The organism is Staphylococcus gallinarum, assembly GCF_000875895.1.
In the GTDB taxonomy this organism is placed as follows: Bacteria; Bacillota; Bacilli; order Staphylococcales; family Staphylococcaceae; genus Staphylococcus; species Staphylococcus gallinarum.
This window is the reverse complement of record NZ_JXCF01000003.1, coordinates 127,820-140,243: the sequence shown is the minus strand read 5'-3', so window position 1 is coordinate 140,243 and position 12,424 is coordinate 127,820. Positions and strand designations below refer to the sequence as shown.

Below are 12,424 nucleotides of genomic sequence, written 5' to 3'. Positions count from 1 at the left end.
ATATTATTCCTCACCTTCACACCAGTTAACTGGACTAATTCCATGTGACTCAAGGTATGCGTTCACTTGTGAATATGGTTTCGAGCCAAAGAATCCTCTATATGCTGATAATGGGCTCGGATGGGGCGCTGTGATTACATGATGTTTCTCTGTATCAATTAGTTTGATCTTTTGTTGTGCAGGTTTCCCCCACAATACGAATACTACGTTCGATAAATAGTGAGATACTGCCGCTATTACTTCATCCGTAAATATTTCCCAACCAATATCTTTATGTGAATGCGCTTCGCCTTGGCGAACTGTTAATACCGTATTTAATAATAATACACCCTCTCTCGCCCAATCTTGTAAGTGCGGAGAGTTTCTGTGACAGCCAATATCATCTTCTAATTCTTTATACATATTTCTCAACGATGGTGGAAATTTAGCATTGGGTTGCACTGAAAAAGCTAACCCGTGTGCTTGATTTGGTCCATGATAAGGATCTTGACCTAAAATAACTACCTTTACTCGCTCAAAAGGTGTTAAATCAAAGGCTTGGTATATGTCTTTTCTATCTGGATAAACGATTTGTGTCGTATATTCATTTTCCAAAAAATCATGCATCGCTTGAAAGTCGTGTTTTGTCGTAATTTCATGAAATATATCGGACCATTCCATATAGTGAATCACCTCATTGTATATATTAACATATAGCAAACTTCTACGTTACTACTACATCTATTAAACTCATTTAAACAATCCAAAGATTATATAAATTCTCATTATTTAGAATAGTCGACAATCGTGGTATGATATTATCATATAAAAATATAGGGAGTGAACTTCAATGGCTTTAAAGAAAACACTAACAATTGCTGGTTCTGATACAAGCGCTGGTGCAGGTATGCAAGCAGACTTGAAAACATTTCAAGAGTTAGATACTTATGGCATGGTGGCGTTGACTTCTATCGTGACTATGGATACAAAAACATGGTCTCATGATGTTACACCATTGCCATTTGATGTATTTGAAAAGCAACTTGCAACTGCTATCTCTATTGGACCTGATGCAGTCAAAACAGGGATGTTAGGAACTGAAGAAATTATCAAACGTGCCGGTGAAGCATTTGTTGAATCAGGTGCTGACTATTTTGTCGTAGATCCAGTTATGGTTTGTAAAGGGGAAAATGAAGTACTAAATCCTGGGAATACAGATGCAATGATTAAGTACTTGTTACCAAAGGCAACTGTAGTGACACCAAACTTATTTGAAGCGGGTCAATTAGCCAACTTAGGTACATTGACTTCGATCGAGGACATGAAAGAAGCAGCTAAAATTATTCATGACCACGGAGCACAACACGTTATCATCAAAGGTGGTAAGGCTTTAGATCAAGATAAATCTTATGATTTATACTTTGATGGCGATAAATTCTATCAATTATCTACAGATATGTTCCAACAAAGTTACAATCATGGGGCTGGTTGTACTTTTGCTGCAGCAACAACTGCTTATTTAGCAAATGGCAAATCACCTCGTGAAGCAGTTATCGCTGCTAAAGCATTTGTAGCATCTGCAATTAAACATGGTTGGAAGATGAATGAATTCGTCGGACCTGTAGATCATGGTGCTTATAACCGTATCGAACATATTGATATCGATGTAACTGAAGTTTAAAGTCGCTTTAGAACGATATACAATCTCTCAAAGGTAGTCGCATACTCGCTATGCAACTACCTTTTTTGTTTGTGTCCATATTCCTTCAACTCATGGCTGCATTATTATATAGAAGGAATTCATGCTAATTATTTCTCATAGATACTAAATTTGTTGTTTTAAATTCTTGCTTAAATGCGATCAATGTTAGTGTCTGACATACCTTAAATATAGTTAACATGAGCTTAACATTCTAGTACGACAATAGTCTGAATTAAAGTTGATACTACAGACTCATGATAAATATAACGTATTATATTACTATATTAAGTGTAGAGAGACAAAGGAGGGAATTACAACATGATTATCTACAAACAGACAATCGAAAATGGAAACCCAATTTATGAAATTATCACCAAGACCTTTAAATCGATAACTGTTAAATTTGATGAGAACTTTAGTAAAAACGAATTATATAAGTTACTCTCTCTACTTGAAGGTGATGTTGATAGTATGAAATTAAGCTATTAATCACATGATTGAACGAACATCAAAGACTAAACAGATAAAACTCGATGAACAAATTCAGAAGAACATAAATAACTACCCCAAAAAAATATGAAGTTAAAACTCAAAAGTATGATTAAAGTTGTCCCCTTTAGTCTACTTTGCATAAAACATTCCTAAAAACACTCACCCTAATTGGCATAACGCCCATTCGACCAAAGATTGTCCCCTTTGTCACTTGGAGAGCAACTCGAAGTATTGTCGTTAACACGTGTTATGCCAATAGAACAAGGAGGTTGTCATATGACAGCCTCCTTGTTTTTTGCTCTTTAGTTAATTTAAATAAATATTCGTTACGTTCGACACCTTATACTTCAAATAACTCGATTTACCAAAGTATCTATCATACACATTTCCGCTTACAATCGAAAGAGAATCGGTCATTCTATTCCTTTCGGTCTGACATCTATACCACACATATCTACTTAAATTAGAAAACCGTTTCTAAGAAACCAAGCTCATAAAACATAGTACAGCATAGAAAAACACTCAGATAAATTGGATGAATTCATCTGAGTGCTATAGTTCTGAAATTTACAATCCAGAATCTCTTTTATTCAATATAGTGCGATATTCCATGCACTTATTTTTCATTCTAAATATTTCAATGTCCTAGACATGAAACAATTAACAGTATTTATTATTCCAATACTATTTTTTCTAGTAATTAAACACGTTTGTCTTTGGCCCACCACAATGCTTTTTCTGGGTTGTTGGCGTAATATTCATATTCTTTATCATTTTGTACGTTTGGATAAGAACCTTTTAATGATTTACCTGCCGTACTTACATGTAATAATGAAATTACAATTATTCCAACGACACTCATTGCTGCTAAATAATAAGCTGGAGATAATGGGTCTCCCGTTTTCGCTACTAATGAAGAAGCGATTAATGGCGTTGTACCACCAAATAATGATACAGATACGTTAAACGTTACAGCTAAAGTTCTATATCTAATATGTGTATAGAACATTGTCGGTAAAGAACCAGGCATCGTCGCTTCATACGTAGATAAGAAGAAACCTAGAATAAAGATACCGATGATAATCAATACTAATGATTTAGATTGGAAGAATGAGAACGATACAACACTAAACAATGCTGTTCCGATTAATCCAATTAAGAATACTTTCTTTTCACCAATCTTATCGGCAACTCTACCAAACATTAACGCTAATGGGATCATAATCGCCATTACAATCGTAATTAAAAATGAAACAGTTGTGCTATCTAGTTTAATTATTTCTTGTAAATATGAAGGCATATATGAAGTTACCATATAGTTAGTACAGTTGAAGAATGCAACTGCAACGAAACAAACAAGAATATCTTTATAGTAATATCTTAAGATTGTAAAGAAATGAATATTGTCTCTTTTCGGTTGTGTCGCAACATCATTTTCATATACCGGCGACTCTTCTAGACGTCTTCTTAAATAGAAACCAAAGATACCTAAGAATAGTCCAAGTATAAATGGAATTCTCCAACCCCAAGATGCCATTTGTTGATCATCTAAGAAGAAGAATAATAAACCACTTAAAACCGAAGCTGCAATGTAACCAGATAAAGTACCAATTTCTAGTCCACAACCAAGTGTATTTCTTTTATTATCAGGTGAAGATTCCGCTACGTACACCATTGCACCTGCATATTCTCCACCAGTTGAAAATCCTTGTAACACCCTACCAAATAGCAGTAGTATAGGTGCCCAAACACCAATTTGATCATATGTAGGTAATAGTCCGATTAACAATGTTGAAAATGCCATCATGATAATCGTGGTTGTTAATACTACCTTTCTACCATACTTATCCCCGATAATACCAAAGATGATACCACCAACAGGTCTAAGTAAGAATGCAATTGCAAATGTTGCAAAGGTAAAAATAGTTTTGAGTTGATCATTTTCTACCGAACTGAAAAAGTTTTGTCCGATTATAACTGCTAAATAAGAATATAAACCAAAGTCAAACCACTCCATCGCATTACCAATACCAGTGGCAAATACCGTTTTTTTAGCTGCTTTAGGATCTACCTTATTTATGTTACTTTTATCAAAATCCTTATCATAATCCATGAACATGTCACTCCCCTTAACATGTTATATTATTATACGTAGTTAATCTATTTTGTCAAATTGAATACAATTCTCTAATTTCCTATTTTTTATTTTTATTCATTTTGCAATAAATCAAAAAAACAAGACAGAAGAATTTTACAATTTTTGAAAACCACTTTTTTAACTACATACAATTTATATACATACCTTTAAATTTTAAGGATGTGGATTTTTACCCTTTTATCCGAATTTGAAACAATGATATGACCTACTTCAGCAAGTTCAAACTGGATGAATTCATTTATTTCAACAGGTTCAACATATTTAATTTTATAATTTGTCCATGAAATATTAAGGCTTAATTTCGCTATTTCTACAACCAACTGACCTGGCACAAGTTGTTGATGGATTGGATTTTTATCATGAACAAGTTGCAAATAATCTAACACTTCATTTTTTGCTATTCGAATCATTACGTCACCTTTCTCAAAAACACTTGAGTGATATTAATACACTTTTTAGAATTTTTATTCATTTCTAACTTGTAGCTATATTGGATGAATTGTTTGATTTTTCTTTGCTTTATCATTGTTAATTTTGCTGTATATTGATTTCCAACATAGATATCTTCAAATTGTTCAATTATTGTTTCTTGTAATAACAAAGTTTCTTGCTCAAATTTATGAAACATTTTAAACTTTGGCCAAATTCGTGCACATTGCAAAGGTGGTACTATATTGTTTATGGGTTGTTTGAAAAAGCTATAATATTGAGCAACTTCCTCTTGAGAAAAGTTAATCTCTAACGTTTCCTCTCCATCGTTCAAATAAGACTGCATTCCCCATTCCACCTCCAATGCCCATTGTCGCAATCGTTCGTTGTTTGTTATTCATATAAAATAAACGTGTAACTAATGCTGCGCCACTCGCACCATAGGGATGCCCCATTGCTAGCGCACCTCCATATATATTTAATTTATCATCTGGTATTTTTAGAGCGTGTTGACTGGCGATAACTTGAGAGGCAAAGGCTTCATTTAACTCTACAGCATCAATATCAGCCATTGTGAATTCTGCATCAGTTAATAAACTTGTAACAGCCGGTACTGGACCTATGCCCAAAACTTCAGGTGAAACACCCTTAGTCTTGCTATGTTTAAATAGCAAACCTTGATCAAATCCATGATGTTTTGCTAATTCACGTTCCATAACTATAAGTAATACTGCTCCATCATTTTTCATACAACTATTTCCAACTGTAACTGTTCCTTGTTCTAATAATGGCTTAAAACGATTTAAAGTATGTACTGTTAAGTTAGGCTTGATACTTTCATCCTCATCAAATTGTTGACCTCTAATTTTCAAAGGAATTATTTCATTTGGTATAATGCCATCAGTGTAAGCTTGTATTACTTTTTGATGACTTTGCCATGCAAATGTATCCTGTTGCTCGCGAGACACTGCATATAATTTGGCAACATTTTCTGCCGCTTCAATCATCGATGGATCGATATGCTCAGGAGCAAATGATGCGCGCTCAAAAAATTCCGGAAGCTGTGTATCATAGACTGACTGAGGACGTTTAATCTTCCATGGCGAGCGGCTAACGCTTTCCACCCCTCCGGCAATATAGATATCACCTGCACCCGCTTGAATCATTCGACAAGCATGAATGACAGACTCTAATCCTGAGCCACATTGTCTATCGATTGTAAGTCCAGGAATTTCATCACTTAAATGAGCTTCTAACAAAGCCTTACGTGCAATATTACCGCCATTTCCAACAACATTACCTAGCACTACATCATCTATTTCCCCCATAATAAATGGGTAAGTTTGTTTAAAATAATTGAATAAAGGGGCTAACAACTGCTCTGGTTCCAAATGGCGTAATTGCCCCCCGTACTTTCCAAATGCTGTTCGTTTAGCTGCGACAATAACTGGTTCTCTCATCCCTTATCCCCACTCTCTCTATACCATTGTTTCATCTTATGACGTGCTATTTTCCCACTTACAGTATATTCAAATTGTTCAACTCTGATTAATTTTGATGGAATCTGATATCTTGGAATTTGCTGTGATAAGTAGCACTTTAAGTCAATGTAGTCTATTGATGTTGGGGCTTTGTACAATAGAATAGCTATCTCTCCAAATTTAGGATGTGCTTGTCCAATAACTAACACTTCATCAAACCATCCCGTACCTTTAATTGCTTCCTCAACTTCAGATGGATAGACATTCCTACCACCAATAATCAAACGGTCATGTTCTCGACCATGTAAATAGAGATAGCCCGCATCATCCATAGATGCAAAGTCTCCAGTGCGAATCCATTCATCTTGTTGAAATCCTTGATCTACGTATCCACTAAACACCATATTACTATTAATATTAAGTGTGCCAATCTGATTATGATCTTGGTTATCGAAACGAACAAATACATTATCAAATAATTTACCTACCGAGTTAGTAGGCGCCTGATTATTGTAATTGTAACTAATAAAACTCGCTTCAGATGTTCCGAAAAATTCTACAACAATTGCCTTAGGAAACATGAGTGACACTTTTTCCCTAATGTGTGGTGCTAATTTATCTCCACTACTAAATATAAAATGTTGCCCATTTAGTTGCTGATAACCTGTGAGGCATGCAATTAACATCGTAGGCACTAAAAATAGAGCAACTTGCTGTTGTACTGCTGTAATTTGATCTATAAATAATGCTGCACTAAATGTTTGCTGTCCTATAAATGATCTCCCGCTATATAATGCATAAATACATGCATATAGCGATAATGAGTGAGATAAGGGACCAGGCGCTAGTATTGTCGATATTGTTGTTGTTAGTAGTTTTTCATTTTCTACATAAGAATTTATCCAAGATGGTTCATCTCTATAATATGCCTTTGGTAAACCTGTCGTACCAGATGTAAAACCAATATGTAATAACTGTAACTCCGTATTATCATATGTATCTTGTTGTGAATAACCCGTAGTAATAACAGTTAATTTATCATCCATAACATATGGAATTTGATAATGAGCTAATATCTGCTTACGTTGTTTATTCGTCCATCGAAAATCACATACGCATGGTATATTACCTTCACTTAAAACAGCTAGATAGTTAACAATCAGTAATAGAGGTTGTTGCATCGTTAATGCCACAATATTATTTGACTCCAACTTTGAAATTGGCTGTCTTGCTCGATTAATTTCAGCTTGTAATTGTGCATATGTTAATTGCTTTCCATCAAAATCAAGGGCAATCTGCGATCCTTGTTGTTCAGCATATTTTGCTATCTTATTTAGTAGTTGCATCATATCCACTCTCTTTGTAAACTTTTATATTTTATATATTAACATTTTATAGTCACTTTATGCTTTTGAAAAAAATACAAATAGGGTGACCGATGACATATTAATCCCTATTTTCAGACTCAACACTAGCAATTCATTATTGAAACAACAATATATTCAAGGATTTTGCTATAAAAGTGGTATAGTTTCCCATTTATGTCGAGTAAATACACCTTGCATAAAAAAATAACGCTAAACCACCAACTTAATCGTCGATGATTTAGCGTCACCTATTTCTTCTTATTTAAATAATATATAAGTCATTACTACAATGCAATTTTACATTTGTAACTTACTCTAAGTTTGCATGATTTTGTTGCATTGTTTCTTCGTCAACTTTCAATGCACTCATTAAGTCTAAGACAATACTGTCTAAGAAAATTTGTGCCGCTTGTTCAAATAAACTTCCTAAAGGTTGTGCTGAACCTTCTGCATCATACTTTGTACCTGCTGGAAGTTCAATAATCGCATTTGCTAAGTCACCAATTGGAGATGATGGTTTTGTTGTTAATAATACAACTTCTGCACCGACAGATTTCGCTTTATCTGCTAATAATCTTAAATGTTCTGTAGAACCAGAACCCGAAATAATAACAAATATATCTTTGTCAGTAATAGAAGGTGTCGTTGACTCACCAACAACATGTGCTACCTTACCCAATTGATTTAATCTCATTGCAAAGCTATTCGCTACAAACCCTGAACGACCTTTTCCAGATACAAATACCTGTTCTGCTTTAATGATTTGCTTTAAAAATGTCTCCGCTTCACTATCTTTCACATGCGATAATGTGTTATCAAGTTCATCAAGTATTAAACGGTAGTTTGTAATTTCAGTCATTATTATTTTCCTTCAATAGCCGCTTTACATTGTTTTGCAGCTTCAACAGGGTCATCAGCATTTGCAATGCCGCCACCAACAATAATTAGGTCAGGATCTTCAGCCACGATATCTTTAATTGTTTCTGGCTTAATTCCACCTGCTACAGCTACTTTTGAATTGCTAATTACTGATTTAACTTGACGTAAACTATCTAACGGAGAAACACCTTCTGCTTGTAAATCATAACCAGTATGGACAGCGATATAATCTGCACCTAGTGCATCAAGTTCTTTCGCACGTTTTTGTAAATCTTGTACCGCAATCATATCTACTAATAATTGTTTACCATGTTTGTGTGCTTCCTCAACAGCTGCTTTGATTGAAGCGTCTTCAGCTACACCAAGAATTGTAACTACATCTGCACCATATTTAACCGCTTGGCTCACTTCATAATCTGCAGCATCCATAATTTTTAAGTCAGCTAGAACTTTCACACCATCAATATTATCGCTTAAATGTTTTACAGCTGGTAAACCTTCATTAATTACAATAGGTGTACCAATTTCTACGATATCCACATGATCTTTAACTTTATTTGCTAATTCTGCAGCATCCTCTTTATTTAATAAATCAATTGCTAGTTGTAATTCCAATATAATCATCCCTTCTATTGTAATAAATGTGTTTATCTACTTACACATTACATTTAAACATTAATTATCTAACTTTACACATCATCTGTTTACCCTTAGTTATTTCTATTAAACGACCGGTTCAATTCTCGGTGCTGAATCATCATCTACATATATTTCTACATTAGGATGTGCATGTAAGATAGTTGCTGGTACCTCTGGGTCTACTTCATTGTTAGTTAATGCCTCAATGGCTGCCCTTTTTTTCTCACCAAAAGCAATTAAAATAATTCTCTTAGCCTTGAGAATCGTTGCTAAACCCATCGAAATTGCTTGTTTAGGTACTTCATTCTCATCAGCAAAGTATCTACTATTAGCTTGTATGGTGCTTTCTGTTAGATTGACGATATGTGTTGGACTATTAATATCTGTTCCAGGTTCATTAAATCCAATATGACCATTCTCTCCTATGCCTAGTATTTGAATATCAATTGGTCCTTGTTGATTTATCAAATTTTCATACCTAGTTGCTTCTATTGTTAAATCGGATGCATCTCCTTGTGGAATATGGATCAATGATGCATCGAAGTGAGGATATCGACTAAATAATTGATCCCTCATGTATGTGTGATAACTTTCTTTATGTTTAGCATCTAGTCCGACATATTCATCCAAATTAAATGTTTCAATCTGTGAAACGTCTAACTGATTCTTGTGTAATAAATCGACTAAATATTGATAAATTTGAACCATTGTCCCTCCCGTTGCTAAACCAAGTTTACTGTGGGGATGTTGACTCATTTGTTTATATAATTCACACGCTACGTAAAATGATGCATATGAACGCGTACCTAAATTTGTAATTTTCATACCAATTCCCTCCATTAAAATGCTATATCATTCTGCAACAAATTAAGAAGCACTTGTCGATTCCTATACTATAGAATATTGTTGATTTTTAACAGAATAAGCACTTTTTCACAGATTATCATTAAAAACTTAAAATTCTTTGCGAATAATTGAGCAGAGAGTTACATTTCTGTTACTGTTTTTAGTAAAATAGGAAGATAATCATTAATAAAGTAGGATTGTTAGAGATAAAATTCACATTACTAGTAGAAAATGTATACAAGTCCGTTTACACTAGAAGATATACTTCTATATTCTAAATTATTTTGCAATACGCAATGACTATAATTGAATTTTGTAATGTCCGTTTCTAATGGCAAGGAGGCAAAATTTTGGAACAAATTAATGTTGAACAAGTACAGACGCTACTTTCATCATATGAAAATAAACCAGTATATATACATGTAGAAACGACGAACGGTGCTTATGCTGCACATTTCGATCAACGTGTATTTAACGCAGGAACATTTTTACGTAATATACAAGTGACTTATGAACATGCACAACTTAAAGGCGGAGAAAAGGATCCATACAGAGTTGGATTAAAGCTCGTTAACAACGGTTGGGTTTATGTTCAAGGATTAACGCATTATGAAGTAAATGACAATGGTGAATTTCTATTAGCAGGCTTTAACTATGAAGGGCAACTCGCTGCTGCATTAGAAATTAGTACACAACCATTTGAAGTTTAAGGAGGGCGAATCATGACAGAGGAAAGCCACGTATTAGTAATCTTCCCACATCCAGATGATGAATCGTTCTCATCTGCTGGGACACTAGCACGTTATATAGACAATGGCATCCCAGTTACTTACGCATGCTTGACATTAGGACAAATGGGGCGTAACTTAGGGAATCCACCTTTTGCAACACGAGAATCATTACCACATATTAGGGAAAAAGAATTAGAAAATGCAATGGCAGCAATTGGGATTACCGATTTACGAAAAATGGGATTACGCGATAAAACAGTGGAATTCGAACCACACGATGAGATGGATACCATGGTAAAATCTTTAATAGATGAATTACAACCATCCGTAATTATCTCATTCTATCCTAAATTTGCTGTGCATCCAGATCATGAAGCTACTGCAGAAGCGGTAGTTAGAACTGTAGGACGTATGGCAAAAGAAGATCGACCACGCTTACAACTCGTAGCATTTAGCAATGACGCAAAAGAAAAACTTGGTGAACCTGACATTCTAAATGAGATCAGTGATTATAAAGAGGTAAAACTACGCGCATTTGAAGCACACGCATCACAAACAGGTCCATTCTTAGAGCAACTTGCAACACCTGATGTATCTGGACAAGTAAAGAGCTTCTTAGAAGTAGAACCTTATTGGACTTATAACTTTGAATCTTAAGTGGAGGAAATAGCATGACTGAATTTGACTTATCAACGAGAGAGGGTCGATGGAAACACTTTGGTTCTGTCGATCCTGTCGAAGGTACTAAACCAACCGTTAAAGAAAAAATGAAAGACTTACAAAGTACGCATAAAGATTTCTTGTTTGAAATAGAAGAAGTAGGCATTAAGAATTTAGTTTATCCCGTTCACGTGGACCGTTTCCAAACTGCTGGAAACTTCAGCTTTTCAACAAGCTTAAACCAAGATGAAAAAGGCATTAACATGAGCCGTATATTGGAAAGTGTGGAAAAGCATTATCACAATGGTATTGAGTTGAATTTTGATACTTTATATCATGTATTACGTAGCTTACAAGAAAGCATGAATCAATCTTCAGCCGGATTAGATGTTTCTGCAAAATGGTTCTTCGACCGTTATAGCCCAGTTACACAAATTAAAGCTGTAGGTCATGCTGATGTAACGTATGGTATCGCTATTGATGAAAAGGACGTTACACGTAAAGAAATTACGATTGAAGCTGCAGTAACAACACTTTGCCCTTGCTCAAAGGAAATCAGTGAATACTCAGCTCACAACCAAAGAGGTATTGTTACTGTAAAAGCGTATCTAAATAAAGATGTCATATTAAATGACGATTTCAAAGATGTAATCTTAGATGCAATGGAAGCAAATGCGAGTTCAATTCTCTATCCAATCTTGAAACGTCCTGACGAAAAAAGCGTTACCGAACGTGCTTATGAAAATCCTCGCTTTGTAGAAGATTTAATTCGTCTTATCGCAGCAGATTTAGTTGGTTTTGATTGGTTAGATGGCTTTGATATTGAATGTCGTAATGAAGAATCAATTCATCAACACGATGCATTTGCAAAGCTTAAATATAGAAAGTAATCTGTTATCACGCTTTAATTAATATGTGTCATAAATAAATGACAGATAATAACTATATTAACTCGTTAAATAATCGACGCAGTTTACAGGCCAAATATAAAGCAACACTTTCGTTACACTCATTAACTGAGCATGTATACGGAAGTGTTTTTTTATTCCTTTAATTTAAGA

The 12,424-nt window shown here is 34.5% G+C and carries 14 protein-coding genes; 5 read left to right on the top strand and 9 right to left on the bottom strand.

Going from position 1 to position 12,424, the window contains the following annotated elements; translation table 11 throughout:
• Window positions 1-3: 3 nt before the first annotated feature.
• Window positions 4-660 carry a uracil-DNA glycosylase gene (locus SH09_RS02605; RefSeq protein ID WP_042738063.1) on the bottom strand — a complete coding sequence of 219 codons (657 nt, stop codon included), beginning with the start codon at window positions 658-660 and terminating at the stop codon, window positions 4-6.
• 169 nt (window positions 661-829) lie between these two features.
• Between SH09_RS02605 and thiD the strand changes: the two genes are divergently transcribed.
• Both thiD and vraX read left to right on the top strand, forming a co-directional pair.
• A complete protein-coding gene (gene thiD / locus SH09_RS02600) occupies window positions 830-1,660 on the top strand; it encodes a bifunctional hydroxymethylpyrimidine kinase/phosphomethylpyrimidine kinase (RefSeq protein WP_042738062.1) in 831 nt (276 codons plus the stop codon).
• Window positions 1,661-1,999: 339 nt separating this feature from the next.
• Complete coding sequence (gene vraX / locus SH09_RS16525) at window positions 2,000-2,170, top strand: C1q-binding complement inhibitor VraX (RefSeq protein ID WP_042738061.1); 171 nt, start codon at window positions 2,000-2,002, stop codon at window positions 2,168-2,170.
• A 703-nt stretch (window positions 2,171-2,873) separates the two neighbouring features.
• Here vraX and SH09_RS02590 read toward each other — a convergent pair.
• From SH09_RS02590 to nagB, 8 genes are all read right to left on the bottom strand, one after another.
• Window positions 2,874-4,286 (bottom strand): MFS transporter, encoded by a 1,413-nt coding sequence (locus SH09_RS02590; protein ID WP_042738060.1) that lies wholly within the window; start codon window positions 4,284-4,286, stop codon window positions 2,874-2,876.
• Between the two features lie 191 nt (window positions 4,287-4,477).
• On the bottom strand, window positions 4,478-4,741 hold the full coding sequence (locus SH09_RS02585; protein ID WP_042738059.1) for a hypothetical protein: 264 nt from the start codon (window positions 4,739-4,741) through the stop codon (window positions 4,478-4,480).
• The gene (locus SH09_RS02580; RefSeq protein WP_042738058.1) at window positions 4,741-5,106 is read right to left on the bottom strand and encodes a hypothetical protein; all 366 of its coding nucleotides are present in this window, start codon (window positions 5,104-5,106) and stop codon (window positions 4,741-4,743) included. The genes SH09_RS02585 and SH09_RS02580 overlap by 1 nt, the downstream gene beginning before the upstream one ends.
• Complete coding sequence (locus tag SH09_RS02575) at window positions 5,063-6,220, bottom strand: thiolase family protein (protein WP_042738057.1); 1,158 nt, start codon at window positions 6,218-6,220, stop codon at window positions 5,063-5,065. The genes SH09_RS02580 and SH09_RS02575 overlap by 44 nt, the downstream gene beginning before the upstream one ends.
• Window positions 6,217-7,590 (bottom strand): AMP-binding protein, encoded by a 1,374-nt coding sequence (locus SH09_RS02570; protein WP_042738056.1) that lies wholly within the window; start codon window positions 7,588-7,590, stop codon window positions 6,217-6,219. Before SH09_RS02570 ends, SH09_RS02575 begins: the two co-directional genes overlap by 4 nt.
• Window positions 7,591-7,918: 328 nt before the next feature.
• On the bottom strand, window positions 7,919-8,467 hold the full coding sequence (gene hxlB, locus SH09_RS02565; protein WP_042738055.1) for a 6-phospho-3-hexuloisomerase: 549 nt from the start codon (window positions 8,465-8,467) through the stop codon (window positions 7,919-7,921).
• A 2-nt stretch (window positions 8,468-8,469) separates the two neighbouring features.
• Window positions 8,470-9,102 (bottom strand): 3-hexulose-6-phosphate synthase, encoded by a 633-nt coding sequence (gene hxlA, locus SH09_RS02560; protein WP_042738054.1) that lies wholly within the window; start codon window positions 9,100-9,102, stop codon window positions 8,470-8,472.
• A gap of 108 nt (window positions 9,103-9,210) precedes the next feature.
• A complete protein-coding gene (nagB, locus tag SH09_RS02555) occupies window positions 9,211-9,951 on the bottom strand; it encodes a glucosamine-6-phosphate deaminase (protein ID WP_042738053.1) in 741 nt (246 codons plus the stop codon).
• 371 nt (window positions 9,952-10,322) lie between these two features.
• On the opposite strand from nagB, the gene SH09_RS02550 reads away from it, so the two are divergent.
• The 3 genes from SH09_RS02550 to folE2 are packed head-to-tail and all read left to right on the top strand — an operon-like array spanning window position 10,323 to window position 12,253.
• Window positions 10,323-10,682 carry a YojF family protein gene (locus SH09_RS02550; protein WP_042738052.1) on the top strand — a complete coding sequence of 120 codons (360 nt, stop codon included), beginning with the start codon at window positions 10,323-10,325 and terminating at the stop codon, window positions 10,680-10,682.
• 12 nt (window positions 10,683-10,694) lie between these two features.
• On the top strand, window positions 10,695-11,360 hold the full coding sequence (gene bshB2, locus SH09_RS02545) for a bacillithiol biosynthesis deacetylase BshB2 (RefSeq protein WP_042738051.1): 666 nt from the start codon (window positions 10,695-10,697) through the stop codon (window positions 11,358-11,360).
• Window positions 11,361-11,374: 14 nt separating this feature from the next.
• Window positions 11,375-12,253 (top strand): GTP cyclohydrolase FolE2, encoded by an 879-nt coding sequence (folE2, locus tag SH09_RS02540; RefSeq protein WP_042738050.1) that lies wholly within the window; start codon window positions 11,375-11,377, stop codon window positions 12,251-12,253.
• The last annotated feature ends 171 nt before the right edge of the window (window positions 12,254-12,424 follow it).